We start from the raw sequence: 18,682 nt of genomic DNA on the forward strand, positions 1-18,682 counted from the left end.
GCAACGTTCCGTTTTTTATACAATACGTTTTACCAGACTGAAATCCCTGCATGAAGCCATGGGTAGAAAAGAGGCGGATTACTGTGATACAGATGATTGCATGCGATTTGGATGGCACGCTGTTAAACCAAGATATTCATGTCCAGCCTAAGGCGGCGCATTTACTGCGTCAATTATGGCAGAATGGCATTCATGTAATTGTCGCCACAGGAAGAAGCTGGCGTACGGCACTGAAAGCACAACAAGAACTCGGAATTACCGGGGCCATTGTCGCGCATAACGGTGCCTATGTTTTTGACCCCTCAAAACGTCCTGCCGATTTATACCGCCATGGCGTTCCCCGGCCCCGTGCTCAAGAGATGTTTGCGTGGTCCTTTCGCCATCAAGCCCATATGCGGTTTTATTTAGGTTATCAACAACCCGTGTTGTTAACCCAGTTGCCCGATGATTATGACCGGTGGCAGAAGCCCAATGATCTTTTAGTCAACCCTGACACTGTCATTCCCCGGCAACCTTTAGAAATTTTGCTGCTGGGACAAGAGATTGTTGATCAATTTATTCAAGACTTTGGCCTGATTGGTCCCGATTATGAATTGACAATTTTCGATCATGGCCACTACCGGGAAGTCAATATCTGTGCTCCCGGTGTCACCAAAGCAGAAGGATTAGAAAAGCTAGCCTATCACTACCATATTGCGCGGCAAAACATTTTGGCCATTGGCGACGGGCTCAATGACGTCCCCATGCTGAAATGGGCCGGTATCGGCATCGCGGTGGGCCAGGGATTACCAGAATGCCACCGCGTGGCCGATTATGTCACCCCCAAAGGCAGTGACGACCCTGTCACCGCCGCGATTTTATGGGCCGAACAACAAGGTTTATTAGGACCTTTAAGCCATCAAAAGGTTTTCTAACCAGTTGATGGTGTCTGACGCCAGCATGGTTTGGGCGATACGCTCGATGTCCGGAGCCAGCGGACGGTCGGCCTCCAGCGGTGGAACGATCTTCCGGATCCATTCATAAACGGCATGCGTTTTGGGGGCCATATGCTCGGGCCCAAGTAAATCACACGCTTGGGCCCCGCATAATAGCTCAATACTTAAAACATAGCGCAAATTATTGACGACCACTAGCGCCTTACGCCCCGCGGTGGTTCCCATAGAAACATGATCCTCCTGGTTCGCTGACGTGGGAATGGAGTCCACACTGGAAGGATGTGCCCATACTTTGTTTTCGGAAACTAAACTAGCAGCGGTATATTGTGCCAGCATCAAACCAGAAAATACGCCGCCATGCCGTGTTAAAAAGGGCGGTAATCCTGATAGGGCCGGGTTCACCATGCGTTCAATCCGCCGTTCACTAATATTCGCCCATTCCGCCGCTAAAATAGCTAAATAGTCTAAAACCAGTGCAAGGGGTTCGCCATGGAAATTGCCTGCCGATATCACCAACTCTTCCTCAGGAAATAATAAGGGATTGTCCGTGGCACTGTTGATTTCGCGCGATAGGACCTCTTGCACGTGATTCAGAGCGTCAAGACAAGCCCCGTGCACCTGGGGCGTAGCACGCAAGGAATAGGCATCTTGCATTCGCAATTCGCCCGGTTCTGTGACCAGGTGACTTCCTTCTAACATTGTCCGCAAGTGCTGCTGCACAAGACGCTGCCCTGGATGCGGCCGCACTAAAGCCACCCCGGGATGAAATGCCATGGGAATGCCGCGTAAAGCCTCAATGCTTAATGAAGCTGCGACATCCGCCCACAGTCCTAGAAATTTCGCTTGGGTACTTGCACTAATGCCCAAAGAGCCCATGGCTTGTGTGCCGTTAATGAGAGCCAGCCCTTCTTTCGCCTCCAGAATGACGGGTTCAAGCCCCACGCTCCTGAGTGCTTGGTCTCCGGGTATTTTCGGTCCTCCTTGAACCCGGGCCCAGCCTTCACCAATGAGGACGAGAGCCAGATGAGCCAGGGGGGCTAAATCCCCGCTGGCTCCAACAGAACCTTGAGATGGAATAACCGGAATGACGCCCCGATTTAGCATCTCGATGAGCAACCGGACAACTGTGGTCCGAATACCGGAATATCCTTTGGCCAAGGCATTGGCACGAAGAACCATCATGCCCCGAATAATGTCTTCGCCAAAAGGTTCCCCAACTCCCGCGCTGTGACTGCGCAACAAATTGATTTGTAATTCTTGGCGTTTGTCTTCAGGGATGAGCACATCACTAAAACGTCCAAACCCCGTGGTAACGCCATAAACACTTTTTCCTTCAGCTAAGTAACGCGTTACCATAGCACGGGAGGCCGCCATTTTTTTGGCGGCCTCCTCGCTCAGTGCTACGGGATAGTGATCATGGGCTACATGATACGCTTGTTCAATGTCTAAATCGTCACCAGTCAGGATGACTGTTTCCATCACCTGATCTCCTTTTCTCTGTTCATGATGAAATCGGCTTAATAACAGAACTGGCCCGTTTAGATTCTTGGAGATGAACATGACGAGCCTGTTCAATATCGTCCAAACCAATCGATAAAATGGTATCAACATAATCAAAAATATCGATCTGCCGGAAAAACAGATGGTTAAAGGCATACGCCAATTCTTCGGGGTTTTGAAACAGGGCGATGAATTCTCCGAGTTCGCGCTTTTTAGCCCGGGCCAAATCCTCTTCACGCAAGGGAGCCTGCTGGATCCCCTCCACAAGTTGTGCTTCCAACGCTTGAGGGTCGGGTGTTTCTCCGCCCACCGTGCTAAAGCCAAAGGTCGTGGAGGCGCCATAGCGGGCATAGAAACGGTCATTAATGAGTCCCTGCCGATAAAGATTTTGAAACAATGGGGAACTTTTGCCGCACAGCATTTGCCACATCAATCCATAAGTGATTTCATGGTGCAGTAATTCCCGTCCTACCAAACCCGTTTGGGTATCTTTATAACCCATGACGAATAGGGGCATGGATACGACCATGTCTTGTTCCCGGTGCTTTTCGTGAACCCTGTGGGGTTCGTCCGGATAAATCCTGGTGATTGGCGACTGGTTCCCATAATTCTTGGTCTTCTGATTTTCCCACGTATAATCGAACACCATTTGCGGATCGATGTCGCCTATCACAAGCAAAACCATGTTACTAGGATGGTAAAACGTGCGGTAACACGTATACAGGTCTTCTGGGGTGATGGTTCGAATCGATTCCACCGTTCCAGCAATATCAATGCGCACGGGATGGTTCACATATAACGCTTTCATCAAATTGGAATGCAGTCGGTCCCCTGGCATATCTAAATACATGCGTATTTCCTGTTCGATAATCCCCTTTTCTTTTTCGACGTTAGCGTCAGTAAAATATGGTTCCTGAACAAAATCCAGGAGGATTCCTAAATTATCGAGCACATGACTCGTCGTCTGAAAAAGAAAAGTGGTTGAAGTATAATCCGTATACGCGTTCGAAGAGGCACCAAGTCGTGCAAAATCATCAAACGCATCGCCACCCCCTTTTTTCTCAAACATTTTATGTTCTAGAAAGTGAGCAATCCCGTCCGGCACCTGCACAGCCTGGCCGGTCTTGGGATCCCGGAACGCATTGTCAATGGACCCATAATGGGTGGCAAAGGTGGCAAAGGTTTTTTTAAACCCCGGTCGCGGAAAAACAACCACGGTGAGCCCTGAGGGCAAGACAAGGCGACTTAACTGTTCGCCGATCGCTTCATTTTCAATGACTTGGGCTTCTTGCGTCATGGGGTTGTTGCCTCCGTCCCTGTAGCAGATTCATCATCACTATCACGTGTTAAAAAGAACACAGTATCCAAACGCACATGCTGCGCCACTTCTTGTACTTGCTCCCTGGTGACTTGATGTAACGCGTCCTTGAGCGATTCACCCATGAGTCCACCGCCAACCAAAAGATGTTCCAGTTGGCGTGAGATGATTTGACTCGCATTGTCTTCTTCTGACAAGATGTCATTATCAAAAGCCCTCAAGGTAAATTCCCACTCTTGATCGCTAATATCTCCTTGCTTCATGGCCTCCAGTTGTTGGGCAATAATCTTTACCGCGGCATCAAAATCTTCAAATTCAATCCCGGCGCCGATTAACATATATCCTAGCGCGGCATCAAGCCGCGCATAGGCATAATAGGCCAAACTTGCACGCTCACGCACATTCAAAAACAGTTTGGAATGGGGAAATCCCCCCAAAATCCCTGCATACATCATCAAAGCCGGATAGCGCGCATTATCGAGCGTAATACCGGTGTAATATCCCATATTGACTTTACCCTGCCGAATATCTTGTCGTTCAATCAAAGTACGGTCATGGTAATGGGGAGTATAAGGCTCAATACGCTGCAATTCGTGCCGGGGATGCTCATGTCGGTAATGCTGCATAAACTGCTCGATCCGTACCGGATCAATATCGCCCACCGCAAACAAGATAATAGGATGGGTCTGATGAACCTTTCGATAATACTCATATAGAGTATGAGGCGTAACCCGTTCCAAGTCCTCCACCCGGCCCAGTTTTCTTAGGCCAAACCGGCGCCCGTCAGCCATCGCCTCAATCAAACGGGTCACAGCATATTGTCCCTTATCGTTAATTAATCCTTGAATGCGCCGTTTCAACAAATCTTTCTCTTGCTGAACGATGTCTTCGCGAAAAGCGTGGTCATGAACCAGTGGATGATCTAAGACCTCTTGCAGAAATTCCAATCCCAAACTTAATGTATCGGGATGTCCGGGTAAATAGCGCCCGTTGACAATTTCTAAATGGAAAGAAATGAGCTGTTTGTCTCCAATTTTTCCTACGTCAGCCCGAAAGGAAGCCCCATACATATCTTCCAAGGTCTGTTCCATTTGCATATATGTGGGCCACTTTTGAGTTCCCCGTTGTAGGACGTGCGGTAATAACGCTCCAAAAGCCGCCTCATCCGCAGTCAATTCATTGATGATAAATGCATGAAGGGTAATCGTTTTAAAGCGGGGCGTTGAAAAACAATACCAACCACTCCCTTGGTGAATTTGCCCCACAAATCCTTCATCTTTGGCGGTAACGGACAAACGGTCCACTCCTTTCCCCTACCTACTTTGTTTTATGTACGATGAACATCCTCATTTTAGACAGAGTTTCCTAACTCATAACATAAGAATAGCCCGAAAGCACGGGAAATACTCGCGTGCTTTCGGGCTGCTAAATTAGATGGCCACTTCACGTCCATGCACAATCGCCTGTAATTCATCCGCCAGCAAGGTTTCTTTCTCCATTAAGGTTAACGCTAAGCGATTTAGAGTCGTTCGGTGTGTCATCAAAATGTGTTTAGCGCGTTGGTATTGTTCCATGACAATTTGACGGACTTCACGGTCAATCGCCGATGCCACATCTTCACTATAGTCGCGGTCCCGCGCTAAATCGCGGCCTAAGAAAATCTGATCTTGTTTTTGCCCGTAAGTCATGGGCCCTAATTCCTCGGACATGCCATATTCGGTAATCATTTGCCGAACCATCGATGTCGATTTCTCCAAGTCGTTTTGTGCTCCCGTGGAAATTTCCCCGAAGACCAGCTCCTCCGCTGCACGACCTCCCAAAGCCATTGCCACCTGATCAAGAATTTGCGATTTGGTGACTAAATAGCGATCTTCATCCGGCAAGGGTAAGGTATACCCCATCGCCATGCCACGAGGAATAATGGTCACTTTATGCACGGGATCGCCATGAGGTACTAGCATCCCCACTAAGGTGTGCCCGGATTCGTGAAAAGCCACGGCCTTCTTTTCTTTTTCCGAGATCACCCGGCTCTTTTTCTGGGGACCGGCCATAATCCGTTCGGCCGCCTCTTCAAAATCAGACATGTGAATACTCTTTTCACGGCGCCTGGCTGCAAGCAAAGCCGCTTCATTCGCCAAGTTAGCCAAATCCGCTCCCGTGTAGCCTGGTGTTCTCTTCGCGATTACAGCGAGATCCACATCTTCAGCTAGGGGCTTCCCTCGGGTATGCACTTTCAAAATGGCCTCACGGCCCCGCACATCGGGTCTGTGTACAATCACTTGACGGTCAAACCGTCCCGGACGTAGCAACGCCGGGTCGAGTACGTCAGGACGGTTCGTGGCAGCAATGACAATAATGCCTTCATTGACGCCGAAGCCATCCATTTCAACCAATAATTGATTGAGCGTCTGCTCCCGTTCATCATGTCCACCCCCGTAGCCGGCCCCACGCATCCGGCCGACTGCGTCAATTTCGTCAATGAAAAGGATACAGGGAGCATTCTTCTTCGCTTGGTCAAATAAATCGCGTACGCGCGACGCCCCCACACCGACAAACATTTCAACAAAATCCGAACCACTATCTGAGAAAAAGGGCACACCGGCTTCGCCGGCTACGGCTTTAGCCAGCAACGTTTTCCCTGTACCAGGAGCGCCAGATAGTAAAATGCCTTTGGGAATCCGCGCACCCAACTCCAAATACTTCTTGGGATACCGAAGGAAATCGACTACTTCTTGTAATTCCTGCTTTTCTTCATCTACCCCGGCGACATCAGCAAAAGTTACGCGATTGGTATCGTCCGTGTGCAGTCTCGCACGCGACTTCCCAAATTGCATAACCCGGTTGCCTCCCCCTTGGGTTTGGTTGAACACAAAATAAAGCATAAAAACGATCACCAATAAGGGGAGAATGTTGCCGATCAAGCTTAGCCACAACGACGTCGTCGCTGGCTTCATAATACTGACGGTGACATGATCATTAGTGAGATCATTGGCAAGCGATGCCGTTCCACCTGTTGCATAGGTAGTTTGAAAATGTTTACCTGTTGTTGTCGTCGCATAAACCGTATGCGTTTGGGGATCTATGCGAACTCTTTGAACTTGCCCACTATTGGCCATAGATAACAGGCGACTGTATGATTCCTGAGTGATTGTGGATGTCTGCCCGCTCATTAGTTCCCATAACGTCACAATGAAGAGCACTGACAAAATGAGCGTCAGAACTCCTCGTAGCCATCGATTTGTCACGAAACGGCCTCCTCTCGCTCACAGGCGTTAAAACTTCGTTTAGGCCAAGTTGCGTTATTATACCATATTATTATATTCCTTCTGGCAAGGAGAAATCCTCTATGTAATTATGACGTCTGAAAATTGCAATCATCATAGCACAATTCTCGACTCATCCCTAATCACTAGGAGGATCTTAGGGATTGTCCTGGTGTTTTCTGCGCGACTTCTGGTTCCCATTGTGTGTTCTAGCCTGTCATGATCTCATAGGATTGGAAAAAAGATGCCATCCGACGTATCGAAAATCCTTGCTTTCACGGTATAGATCATGCGACGAAAACCAAACCTGTAGGGATTAACAGATGTCTTAATCCGCATTTTGCGGAGGAATTTGGGCCAACAAAAAAGAGAGTGCAAGGATTCCTAAAAGCGTAGCTCCCGCATTCCAAGACGCCAGTGACATCGTAGAAGCCAATACCACGCCATGACGCAACACCGCAATGAAAATGAGAGCCAACAACGGCCGCAATGGCAAGTGATGATTTTGCAAAGTCAACGCGACCGTATGGAGAAGCTCTGCTAGCATTAACAACAACAGCAGGGGATCTAAGGCGGACAACATCGCCGCATAAGACGGTGCAAACCATAAGATTTTAGTAATTCCGGCCACAACACGGATCGATAGGGCCAACACACATAACACGGTGAGAAAATAAACGCCGTCCGCGCCCCATATAATCAACCGATTTACAACGTGGCGAATGGGAGACGTTAAGGATTCTGGTTCCATCGAATCACCTCATCACGAGTCTATGCGTCAAAACCTTGGATCAGCCCCTTTATATAGCCGTATCGTGCCTTAAGCATAAAGCATGAAGAAAGAACATGGGGAGCAAGCTTCCATGTTCTTTCTTCTCAGTGTGAATATAGAGTCTTATTGGTAATGAATCGTAACGGACGGATCAATCGCTTTAAGCGGAATCGCCTGGACCCAGTCATAGGAGTTGTCCAAGTACATCGTTCCGCCCACGATCACTGGATTCACAATCCCGAATCGTCCGCCTGGGGTATACGATCCAAGTTCTTGTCCCGTTTGTGGATTCAGCGCGTAGACTTTTGGTCCTGCTGCCACCCATAATACCCCATCGGCGTAGACCGCATTTCCGCGTCCGGCTCCGGCCGGTCCTGCATTCTTAATGGGAAAGGTCCACAAAATTTTTCCGTTGTCTTCATTTAAGGCATAAATCGTTGAGGTAACAGGCGAACCCACATATACTACACCGTTATGAATCATGCTGACGCCCGCTTTATATGCCGGAGGTGCATTCCCCCTGCCCAGGTCGGTGGCCCAAAGAACTTGACCAGTTGCCGCGTTCATCGCATAAATCGCAAGATTTGTCGTGTGGTTGGCCTTATCAAAATTGACGACCGAATCTTGAATAATGAGATTTCTTGCCTGATCGACAGTCGGCGAATTATCTCCCATCCCCGTATTGAAAATGTTTAGTGCGGTTTTCTGCGTCCACAAAATCGACCCGTTTGTTGCATTGACGGCCACCACATGATTTTGATCAGATGTCCCTACAACAATTTCTGTTTGATGGGTAACAGGATTTGTGTAGACATTCGGACTCGACATACTGTCAAAACCTTGTAATGCGGTTTGCCATTTGACAGCACCGGTCTGGGCATTAAAGGCCCATAAATGGCCCCCGCCCGTTGCCGCATAGACTGTACCGTTGTAATATACGGGCGAAGGCATGGCATTGCCATGAAAATCTTGTCGCCATACCATCCGTCCGGTTTGGGCATTAAATGCATAAATGGCCGAATACATGAGGCCCCGGATCAAAGTCGAGGTCCCTTGCGATAACTCGTATTTCAATACTTGCGAAAATGGAAATCCGGTATCTCCTGCGGTCACATACACCATATTATTGGCGACAATGGGATTGCCCATGAGATTATTGGCCAATTGCCCTGTTTGCCATAGCAAGGCACCGGTTTTGGCGTCCAATGCATAGAGATGATAATCATCAGACTCCGCATAAATAATGCCGTTGACCGCGCTGACACCGACGGCATTCCCAAGATTCTGAGTCATTTTCACAGGAGCACCGCGTTCCCCTAAGTTAGCCAAATCCGGAAAGGGTGCATTTAAGGGGACCGCAGCATCCTCCGCAAAATTCCACCGCACCCCGACTTTTTCCCATTCAGGAGCTGACTTCGGAATCTTAAAGGCCGAATTATGAGAGGGTCCGTAAGCATACACCGGCCAATTTCGAGGAAATCCCGCGGTATCCGGTGGCAACGGCAATGCCGGAGCCACTTGATCTACGATTTCTCTTACCAAACCGGCTCCCTGTTCCGCTAAACGTTCTACCTGGTAACCTTGGGCCTTAAGCCCGGCGATAATGGCCGGGCTGATTTGTTGGGCATTGCCGAGAACATAGATCATAGGCTTACCAGACGTCAATTGAAATGGCTGCACTGTCCCCGCGGGAGCGACTTGCGGAACGCTCAATGCCGCTAAAGCCTGTTCAGTGGCTTGACCTAGCACATGCGCATTGTCAACCAGCAATAGGGCTCCTGATAATTTCGTGGCGAGCGCTTGTCCCAAGGCAATCCCCTCACTATCAGTCGGAGAACACAAAATGACCGTCTTTGTCCCGCTGGGAAAGAGTCGAACGGCCATTTGCGCTGTAGCTTCTGCTGTTAAGCCGTCTGCCGCTTTGTGGTTATCGGCCAAGACACTTGAGCCCGTCCCCAATGCCATAAAGCCAAGGCTCACAACCCCTGCAACTCCAAGAATCATCATGCTTGTTTTGTTCAATTTGCTCACCTCTTTTTGAGTGGGTTTATTCCTATCCCACTGTATAAAGAGGGAATTCTTGGATGCTATTGAACATTGTCTTATTTTTTTCTAAGACAGTTCAAAACATTGAAATTCTTCAAATTTCCGATGATAATAATAAAGGACTATGACGCACTGGACGTGGTGGAGACTTTTGTTAAGGAGAAAGAGGACTGACAATTTATGTTTTACAGTCTTGATCCCCCTAAGGTTCTTATTGGTTTACGGTTAACGGTTCCCATCTTATGTTTTGCCGAATTAATCAATATATCCCGGGACATTTGGCCAGCAATCGGCATTGGTTCACTGGCATTATTGGATGTTCTTTGGTGTGTATGGCAGGTTTACCGCGGTACAGAAATAGTCAATTCTTGTGTCCGGGATATCCTCTATGCGTTGGCCTTCTACATTCTCTATCTCATGAGCCCCAATGTTCCCGGGTTAATTCTGGCTCCCATCGCTATTGCCGAAGGGGCTTATTGGTTTGCAACATTTAATATCCAACTCGTCGGCGCAGGTTTTCTCTTGATTGGATTTCGCATGTGGTCTTTACATCACTTAATGCATACTTTTCCTCACCCGAATTGGCCGATTATCATGACACTGTTGCTCATCATCTCCAGTCTTTTTGGTTATCTCATTCGTCAACTCACTGAGAGTCATCGAAAACTTCAACAACTGTACGATAACAGCCTGATTGTGATAAATGAGTTTGTGAACACCTTAGAAGCACATATTGACCATCCTTTGACTCCGGATCTACTCACTGGTGATGCAGGTCTTGTCAAAGAACGTTCCCGCGATCTCGCCCTTGCGCTTAAGCAGGAATTAGCACCGCCCTTGACCGCACCTTCTATATTAACCCCGCGCGAACAGGAAGTATTAAATTTGATGGCACAAGATTATTCTTACCGTACCATTGCGCATCTTCTTCAGGTTAGTCCGGGAACGGTGCGAGCACATGTTGCCAGCATCTATCGCAAAGCCGATGTGCATAATAAAGAAGAAGCATTAATGTGGGCCAAACACTGTGGGTTAATTCCGTCTTGATCATACCTGTAATCATAATCAACTTGATCATAAACAATTTAACGATCATTTTAATTCAACCCCAATAATGGCCATGGGATTCATCTCTTGGCCCGAGAATTCAGCAAATCCGCCAATCGAATTGGAACAAAAAAATTCCAAGTCCATCATCGGGTTCGTTGGGCTAGGACAATTCATGGTGATGTGTCGGATAACTGGTGGAAAAGAAAATCTGTTCGCTTAGCGTTGCGTTAACTCCCGTCTTCGTATAGTTCAAGACGCATGAAACACGGGCAAAACGTAAGACTTCTGAAATAACTTATTTTTTGGTATTTCCTTGTTCATTTCGTTGACTGTGATCCTCGTTAGAATCAAAGTCGACAATGTTTGCGAAAGTCCGGTTTTTCGCGTACAAATTCTGGCTGCTTTTTATCTTGTGAAGACTTTCCGAGTCACCTAATCCCCGATTTACCATACGATCATGCTGGCGAAGCAACTGCTGCAATGCGCCGTTCTGCAATGAATTTAAGACGCCTTCGATTTTATTAACAGCTGTGGTTACTTCCAGTAATTTTGTATTGGCCTCTTTGTTCATATTAATTCCTTGCCACGTAAAAATCGCCCCAATAATACCAAGAAATACGGCAATAACACTGATAATGATACTCGACCACGTTAGTAATGCCGTCATGGTTTTTCATCCTGTCTAGACAAATTCTTCCACAACCAATTATAACACCCTTCGTCGTCAAAACCGGCACCGGCCCACATCGGCCCCACTTCGACAACGAGAATTTCCATATGTTGCGGTACATAAGCAAGGCATTTTCTTAGGACTTCTTTAGCAGTATCCTCGCTTTTTATGAGCCACGTTGATTCCAGGTGATGCCACCATGATGGATAGCTTTTTAGATGGTCTATCAGGCTTTGGTAATCTTCGGGATCGTTTCCACGAATATCATAGGTCACGCAATATTGAGGCATTTCTCTCCTCCTAATTCAACCAATGGGTCGAAACGGCTCTATGTCTAGATTATATTAGTCAAATGGACAGGCGAAGCATGAGGTGAAAATGGCGGACATTATCTAACAATACAATATACATTTAGTATGCCTAAAACGTCTGTAGAATGTCTAGAAAATTTTTATAAACAACTGCTGCCCTGAAAAGATAAATTTCAGCTTTAGCGACAGCAGGACGGTCTCGAAAATGGCCACAAATATTATCTACTCAATGAGAATCGATAACAATTCCAGGCGGCAAACAACGATTATAACCACTACACGGACCAAATTCCGTATCCTATTTCCACTTAACAAAACCAAGAAATCAAAAATACTCAGGTTATAAATCTAGTTATAAAATCCGGTCAAATATAGTACCATAGATTTGATATCGTTGTCCCTTGAAGAAGAGAGAACGCTCAATGGCGATTTATCTGGATTCTTCAACGGGATTGAACGATCACCCTCATAAGGCAAAAACTGCATGTCTTTTGGCCATTCCGAAAATCGCTATAAAGATAAGGCGAAAGAGACCGAAGCAGGAGGTCGAAAAAATGATTTGGAGTAATGGAGCCTGCTTTGTGGTAAACAGTCAGTTTGCTATTGAGCATTGGAATGACAGTCTGAGTCAATTGACGGGGATGACGGAAAGTGAAGTCTTACACCGTCCTTGTCAAGAGGTGTTTGCCGCGCAGTTGTTCACAGGCATGGATTTTTGCCAGAAATCCTGCCCTTTAGTTACGGAAGCTGGAAACACAACTAACCAACCCCTCTTCGTGATCATCCCGACCCGTTATATGGGACAACAATTAATACAAATTCACTTCGCCATCTGGGATGATCCCTTAACGATTGTTCACTGGATTCAGCCGGTTAATCGCGATTTTAAGCCGGTTATCCCCTTAACGCCTCGCCAACAGCAAATCTTTGCGTTATTAGCTCAAGGGTTAACCCGCCGGGATATTGCCCAACAATTAAACATATCGTTAAGCACTGTCAACACGCATATCCGGCGAGTCTGTGAAATTTGGGATGCACCAACAGAACGTCACGCTCTGACACGGTTTATCCGAATGCAAGGGGGGAACCTTGCGAACTCTCTGCCTTCCTCTTCGTCTTAATGTTCCAGAATATTCTAATGTTGTTCTTGATTCCAATACCATGTGACCAAATGTCGATCCGATGCACAGGATAAGGTGCGCCGAATGCGCTTAAGTTGTGTGGTCACCGTACTCAACGCAATATGATTTTGTTCCGCAATTTGCCGGTGGGTAAGACCCATCGCCAATCCCTGAACTAATTGCAACTGATTCTTGGTGAGTTTCGGGGAAGATTTACTCGCATCGTGGAGAGGCCGCACAAAATGCAAAATGCCTTTCGGGTTATCTAGGATGACATAATGAACCCGAACAATTTGACGCGGAGTATGAGGATTATTCAATATCATGACCGGGTTAATAGTCAATGCATGGCGGCTCGCAGTGGTCAGCGGGCATACCGGCCGGCAAAAAGATGATCCATCAAGATTATGACCATCCACCATATCAAAACACGACTTGCCAACAACATCCTCCACACTGTGCCCCATCCATTCGGCAACAGTGCTATCACACGCCGTGATTTGCCAGTTTTCGTCGACCATAAAATGCGGAATATTGCTCTTAATCACCTGAAGCCCTGCCTTTTAAAATCACTATATTCCTTATAATCTATCATATTCTCGTGAATTCGTCTGGCACCGGTTCAATCCAGTGAGTCGTCCATCCTAGCGTATCTGTCATCATGTGCATCCGCACTTTCGGACCCAAAGGATGTTGCCAGCGCACAACAGGTGGCTCACCCTCTAATGGTCCCGCTTTTATCGGACAAGTTTTGCCGCAATAAGGTTGAGCTGGGTTCAAATAGGTATGAACGATATCAGAACAGGCGTGCCCTTCACTGTCTTGAGGATGAATCCCGGTGATCTTCGCAAGATTTTTATCCCAGTGGCGGATCTTTCCCGCCTTATCCACGACAAAGCACAAACTGTTGCTCGAAAACCGTCGCCTCCCGCCCCATTTGATAGATGCATGGGCATAGATATGCGTTGTTGCATTTTTATGGCTGGCCAATACTTCCCTTAACGCCTGACGGCGTTTCCCGGTGACCGTAGCCCATTGCCAATAAACGTCCCAGGGAATCGCAATTTTAGCATTTTCGTAGGCCTCAACCATCAAGGAAGGGATGTGAACTTCTTTGGCAATATCCTCTTGGGATAATCCCCTCTCTATTCTCCATGCTTTAAGTTGTTTCGCTTGGGCTTGATGGCTCCCTGACCGTTGAATGAATGATTGCGGCAAATTTAATTCCTTTGCCAAATTCTCTAGGCTACCATAATGATGGATGACAGCATGAGAAAGTCTTGGATGATAGCGAAATGCCGCGTTAATGGAAAAACCGTGAATAAAATAATCATAAATCAAGCGCTTAACCCGTTCGCTATTCCACTTCATTTCCGTATGGCCAGTGTGTAGCGCACTTTGGACCGCATCTTCCCAGGATCCAAAATGCTCACAGGCTGCGCGATAAAGGGCCCGGTTCCAAAAGCGAATCGAGCGATCCGATAAGTCTGCGCCGGACTTTTTGGCATCCATAATGAGCGTTTTAACCCGCTCAGCAGTCCATGGGACAGAGAACCGCACGGCGTCAGCATTGACGCCGGCGGCTTCTAGAGCCTTGGCCCATGAACCAAAATAATATCCTGCTGCCGAAACCAACCGGTTATCAATCTTTTGCATTTGATGTGCGGCCAGTTGGCTTCCTTGATCACGGTATTGCTGAATGCGTGAGATGATAATCTCTCGAGACCAGGTCCCAGCTCGAGCCCGCGTTCTCGGTGACTTTTGAGAATCCACGGATAATCCTGCCTCGCTTAAAGCCTCTTTCCATCCGCCAAAATGACGTTTGGCCGCTTGCCACAGCCCTTCATCCTCTTGGCGCACCGCAAAAGAGGTGATGGGGCGGTTGTGCATAGCACGGTCTCTAATAGCGTTCACAATATTTTCTTTGGTCCACTTCCGTTTCGGGACACAAAGTTTTTCATCCACTATAGATTCTCCTTACATCCAACCCGTTCGTCATGAAACGGCATATCGGTTCCTTCGTTACCCACATTACCAATATTACCGGCATTACCGGGATTTACGCTGGTTCTTAGACCTTTCCCCCCGGTCCCGGTCAATATCCAAAGCCACCTTGCGAAGAGACAGCAACAAAAAAGACATCACCAGGATTTGAAAGATCCACCACATCGGATCCCACCAGTGGGATATTCCCGGACTAAAAGGAATTTTTAAGGGTAATGTAGGAAAAAAGTTATTCACGGACTCTCCCCCTTTCACTGTCACTAAACCAGAAATAAGACGATATACGTAATAATCCAGATCACCGCGATGCCCGACCACAAGTAAGACACCGCTTCAATGTGCCAGTGATCATCTTCTTGAGGGTCGACAAACCGCGCCCTGGAGAGAGCAGACAACAAGCCAACAAGACCAACAACCACATAAAATACGGCAAATCCCGTCATGGTATAGTAAATTTCACCAAAACGGCTCGTCGTCGGATCAAACCGCAACGCCCATTGGTAAAACGTGACCAATAGAGCCCCTGTTCCTAACAAGGTGACCCATTTTAATAACGGAGTGCGGTCCTGACCGTGCGCGGCCTCCGTTTTGACTTTCCACGCTATGACCAAAGAGATCAGCATAAAAAGTGCCGCGATCAACCCGATCCACGGACTGGCTTTCGGCGAGACGTAGGTTCCCGCCGAAAGGTACCGCATATCAATTAACACAATGAGAGGAATCAACTGACTGAAAATAAACACGCTCATTCCAAAACGGTACATGCGCCTGCGCAAGGCAGGATTTTCCTCAATGGTCCAAGCACCGCGAGTCATGTTGTGACTAGCCATTATTCCGAATCTCCTCCCTTGTTCTTAAAGTCGCTAGCTGCTGCTAATTCCTGCTGGGCCGACATTTGTACCGCAACGGGTTGTTGAGCACCGTAAATATACAGACTAGAGACAATTTCCGGTTGAACCGGGAAGTTCTCACGCGGCGGTGGTGAAGACGTAAACCATTCGGGCGTCCGGGCCTGCCAAGGATTGTCGGCTGCTTTGGGACCTTTCACCCATGCCCAGATCACGTGGACAAAGTGCGCTACGAACGAGAACCCTAACAGGAAGGCGAAAATCGAGACTTCGAAATTCATCGGTTGCAAATAGGCAGGATAGGCCGGAACCCAGCGGTTCATCCCATGCAACCCGAGCAGGAAGAATTGACTGAATGTCAGATTGAAGAACAAGAACAAGGCAATCGACAGGAATTTACCCCAAAACTCGCTGTACATCCGTCCGGACATTTTCGGAAGCCAATAATATAGCCCTGCCAATGCGGTAAAGACCACACTTCCAATAACAGTGTAGTGGAAGTGTCCAACCACCCAAAATGTGTCATGCAGCTGCAAATTGACAATCGGGTCGGCCAGAAACACTCCGGTCAATCCCCCAATTAGGAAATTGAACATACTCATCAAAACCAGCAACATCGGCGTGGTTAATCGAACCTTGCCTCGCCACATTGTGCCGATTCCTGCCATATAAGCAAATCCGGTTGGAATCGAAATCATTTCCGTAAAGAAGGCAAAAGGCAAAATCTCACTATTACGCATGTTGGTAAACATGTGGTGAGCCCAGACTAAACCTGATAACATCATGACAAAAACCAGCCCAATGACCGCCCATTCTCGGGCAAACAATGATTTTTGTGACATGACTGGAATAATTTCATTCCACAACGCAAATGCAGGAACCGCAATCATATACACTTCGGGATGGCCGAACAACCAGAAAAGTTCCAAATAACTTAAGACGCTTCCGGTTGCTGTAAAGAAATTGAAAGGCACCAATTTTTCCAAAAGGCCCAAAACGAACGTCGTCTGAATTTCTGGTATCCAGATTAACACCAAAAGGCCGACGGTCACTTGGCCCCATGCAAAGAGAGGCAAGCGTCCCCAAGTCATTCCGGGAGCCCGGCGAAACATGATCGTCGTCACCATATTAAGGGCCACGATAAAGGTCGAGGTGGTCAGTGCAGCCACACCCAAGTAATAGAAGAGAATCCCGTTAGCATCTTGGCTGGCCAAGGGTTCATATCCTCGCCATCCTGTCGTCCAAGCACCTAACAAGGGGCTAAACAACACGGTTAAAATCCCCGCAGGCACCAACCAGACACTAATTCCGGATAATTTCGGAAAAGCAGTTCCCCGGGCCCCAATCATAATGGGAACCATGTAATTGCCAAATCCTCCAAGCAATGCCACATTAGCCACGGAAAACATCATGATGGTACCGTGAATTCCCACCGCAGAGAGATAATTGCTGGGATAGTGGAAAATCGTTAAGTGGTCGCTCATTAATTCCCAGCGCATCAACATCGCGATAAATCCTGCAATGAGAAACCCGCCCATCGCGGACCCCAGATATTGCAAGCCGATAACCTTGTGATCCGTGGAATATTCAAAATACCGTTTCCAACCAGTGGTCCTTTCTTGCCAATTTGTACGGAACCCAAACATCGGCAAGACGACGCCTTCTAACACACCGACGCCAAGAAGCCAACCAATGACAGCCCCAACCCAACCAAAAGTCGCTGAAGGCCCGGTAACAAACGAATGTCCCCGAAAAGGATCGACGATATCCACGATGACATTCATAATCACAAACCCAATGCCGGCCCACAGAAAACCGCGTAACACCGGTGGCATCGGAGCCCGAGTCTGGTGTTTTGGTGATGAAGTGGGAGATACCAACGCTTGTGCCAAAGTTATCCCTCCTTAATTCCATTCATTCCGGTAATTTCGTCAATTCCTACACTTCTTGCAGTTGTAAGCCCTTATCCGGATCTGTCATTCCACCCGAGAAGGGAATGCAATTAACCCTGATTACTCTGTAAAGCTTTTTGTTGCGCAATCCAGCTTTGGAACTGGGAAGCACTCACGACATTTAATGGCGCTTCCATCCACGGGTGTCCCGGTCCACAAACTTCTGCACACTGCACTCGGCTCATAGGATTTTGCGCAAATGAGGTAATCTTGGTCGGGGTGATATACAAAATACGTGTTTCCCCGGGAATGACGTCCTCTTTAACACCCCATGACGGTACCCAAAAACTGTGGATGACATCGACGTATTGGTCATAGGTGTGGTAAGGATCATACGAACGCAGTACCAGTTCAACGGGCCGTCCAACAGGCACTTCGAGAAGATCCTGCCCATTTTGGTTGACAGTCTGCACCAGCCCATATTGGGGATAGCTAAAAATCCATTCCCACTGTCTTGCCGTCACATCCACAACCAGCGCATGCCGATTTTGCGGTGCTGACGGGGTTTCTAAGGCAAAGAATTGTTCCGTGGCACTGGTGGTTGGGTGAAGCACAAACAATACATTGACCACAATGCTGCCTAGCACCCATATGCTCACAAACCACCGATTGCTCCGCGCCCAGTGCTGTGGCAATTCCGGCTTTTCGCCTTTTTTCACATGAAAGCGAACCATGGTCCAAATGAACGTGAGGACCACAAAGGCAAAAATGGGAATTAAGACCACCAAAATGAAATCGAACGCCTGCTCGACCATCACACCAATATTGGATGCCGTGTAATAGAGCGGATTGTGATTAATAAGGATTCGGCCAGCCCATTCGCCTATTGCCGATAAGATAATCCACACTATGCCGAAGAGGATACTCTCCACTCATGTCACTCCTTTTACTC

The 18,682-nt window shown here is 47.7% G+C and carries 17 protein-coding genes; 3 read left to right on the plus strand and 14 right to left on the minus strand.

Going from position 1 to position 18,682, the window contains the following annotated elements:
• Positions 1-92: 92 nt before the first annotated feature.
• Complete coding sequence (locus AOA63_RS09795) at positions 93-914, plus strand: Cof-type HAD-IIB family hydrolase (protein ID WP_242848376.1); 822 nt, start codon at positions 93-95, stop codon at positions 912-914.
• On the opposite strand, the gene hutH is transcribed toward AOA63_RS09795, so the two are convergent.
• The 6 genes from hutH to AOA63_RS09825 all read right to left on the minus strand — a co-directional run bounded on the left by hutH (position 891) and on the right by AOA63_RS09825 (position 9,810).
• Positions 891-2,414: a histidine ammonia-lyase gene (gene hutH, locus AOA63_RS09800; protein WP_053959530.1), complete on the minus strand. Its 1,524-nt coding sequence runs from the start codon at positions 2,412-2,414 to the stop codon at positions 891-893. The genes AOA63_RS09795 and hutH overlap by 24 nt on opposite strands.
• 22 nt (positions 2,415-2,436) lie before the next feature.
• Positions 2,437-3,732 carry an EF-P 5-aminopentanol modification-associated protein YfmH gene (gene yfmH / locus AOA63_RS09805; RefSeq protein ID WP_053959531.1) on the minus strand — a complete coding sequence of 432 codons (1,296 nt, stop codon included), beginning with the start codon at positions 3,730-3,732 and terminating at the stop codon, positions 2,437-2,439.
• The gene (gene yfmF, locus AOA63_RS09810; protein WP_082343879.1) at positions 3,729-5,057 is read right to left on the minus strand and encodes an EF-P 5-aminopentanol modification-associated protein YfmF; all 1,329 of its coding nucleotides are present in this window, start codon (positions 5,055-5,057) and stop codon (positions 3,729-3,731) included. Before yfmF ends, yfmH begins: the two co-directional genes overlap by 4 nt.
• Positions 5,058-5,183: 126 nt before the next feature.
• Positions 5,184-6,998: an ATP-dependent zinc metalloprotease FtsH gene (ftsH, locus tag AOA63_RS09815; RefSeq protein WP_053959533.1), complete on the minus strand. Its 1,815-nt coding sequence runs from the start codon at positions 6,996-6,998 to the stop codon at positions 5,184-5,186.
• A gap of 346 nt (positions 6,999-7,344) precedes the next feature.
• Positions 7,345-7,767: a phosphate-starvation-inducible PsiE family protein gene (locus AOA63_RS09820; RefSeq protein ID WP_053959534.1), complete on the minus strand. Its 423-nt coding sequence runs from the start codon at positions 7,765-7,767 to the stop codon at positions 7,345-7,347.
• 144 nt (positions 7,768-7,911) lie between these two features.
• Positions 7,912-9,810 carry a PQQ-binding-like beta-propeller repeat protein gene (locus AOA63_RS09825; protein ID WP_242848310.1) on the minus strand — a complete coding sequence of 633 codons (1,899 nt, stop codon included), beginning with the start codon at positions 9,808-9,810 and terminating at the stop codon, positions 7,912-7,914.
• A gap of 204 nt (positions 9,811-10,014) precedes the next feature.
• Between AOA63_RS09825 and AOA63_RS09830 the strand changes: the two genes are divergently transcribed.
• A complete protein-coding gene (locus AOA63_RS09830) occupies positions 10,015-10,881 on the plus strand; it encodes a LuxR C-terminal-related transcriptional regulator (protein WP_053959535.1) in 867 nt (288 codons plus the stop codon).
• Positions 10,882-11,179: 298 nt separating this feature from the next.
• Here AOA63_RS09830 and AOA63_RS09835 read toward each other — a convergent pair whose 3' ends face one another.
• A complete protein-coding gene (locus tag AOA63_RS09835) occupies positions 11,180-11,551 on the minus strand; it encodes a hypothetical protein (protein WP_053959536.1) in 372 nt (123 codons plus the stop codon).
• Positions 11,548-11,829, minus strand: a complete 282-nt coding sequence (locus tag AOA63_RS09840) for a SinR family protein (protein ID WP_139061556.1) — start codon at positions 11,827-11,829, stop codon at positions 11,548-11,550. The genes AOA63_RS09835 and AOA63_RS09840 overlap by 4 nt, the downstream gene beginning before the upstream one ends.
• A gap of 590 nt (positions 11,830-12,419) precedes the next feature.
• Between AOA63_RS09840 and AOA63_RS09845 the strand changes: the two genes are divergently transcribed.
• Positions 12,420-12,986: a helix-turn-helix transcriptional regulator gene (locus tag AOA63_RS09845; RefSeq protein WP_053959538.1), complete on the plus strand. Its 567-nt coding sequence runs from the start codon at positions 12,420-12,422 to the stop codon at positions 12,984-12,986.
• 14 nt (positions 12,987-13,000) lie between these two features.
• On the opposite strand, the gene AOA63_RS09850 is transcribed toward AOA63_RS09845, so the two are convergent.
• From AOA63_RS09850 to AOA63_RS09875, 6 genes are all read right to left on the minus strand, one after another.
• On the minus strand, positions 13,001-13,534 hold the full coding sequence (locus tag AOA63_RS09850; protein WP_053959539.1) for a LuxR C-terminal-related transcriptional regulator: 534 nt from the start codon (positions 13,532-13,534) through the stop codon (positions 13,001-13,003).
• Between the two features lie 43 nt (positions 13,535-13,577).
• Positions 13,578-14,951, minus strand: a complete 1,374-nt coding sequence (locus tag AOA63_RS09855; protein ID WP_053959540.1) for a hypothetical protein — start codon at positions 14,949-14,951, stop codon at positions 13,578-13,580.
• A gap of 84 nt (positions 14,952-15,035) precedes the next feature.
• Positions 15,036-15,227 (minus strand): hypothetical protein, encoded by a 192-nt coding sequence (locus AOA63_RS09860; RefSeq protein ID WP_053959541.1) that lies wholly within the window; start codon positions 15,225-15,227, stop codon positions 15,036-15,038.
• A gap of 23 nt (positions 15,228-15,250) precedes the next feature.
• Positions 15,251-15,820, minus strand: coding sequence for a hypothetical protein (locus tag AOA63_RS09865; protein WP_053959542.1), 570 nt, complete (start codon positions 15,818-15,820; stop codon positions 15,251-15,253).
• Positions 15,820-17,730 carry a cytochrome c oxidase subunit I gene (locus tag AOA63_RS09870; protein ID WP_053959543.1) on the minus strand — a complete coding sequence of 637 codons (1,911 nt, stop codon included), beginning with the start codon at positions 17,728-17,730 and terminating at the stop codon, positions 15,820-15,822. Before AOA63_RS09870 ends, AOA63_RS09865 begins: the two co-directional genes overlap by 1 nt.
• Positions 17,731-17,840: 110 nt before the next feature.
• Complete coding sequence (locus tag AOA63_RS09875) at positions 17,841-18,662, minus strand: cytochrome c oxidase subunit II (protein ID WP_053959544.1); 822 nt, start codon at positions 18,660-18,662, stop codon at positions 17,841-17,843.
• Between the last annotated feature and the right edge of the window lie 20 nt (positions 18,663-18,682).

The organism is Sulfobacillus thermosulfidooxidans (assembly GCF_001280565.1).
Lineage (GTDB): Bacteria > Bacillota > Sulfobacillia > Sulfobacillales > Sulfobacillaceae > Sulfobacillus > Sulfobacillus thermosulfidooxidans_A.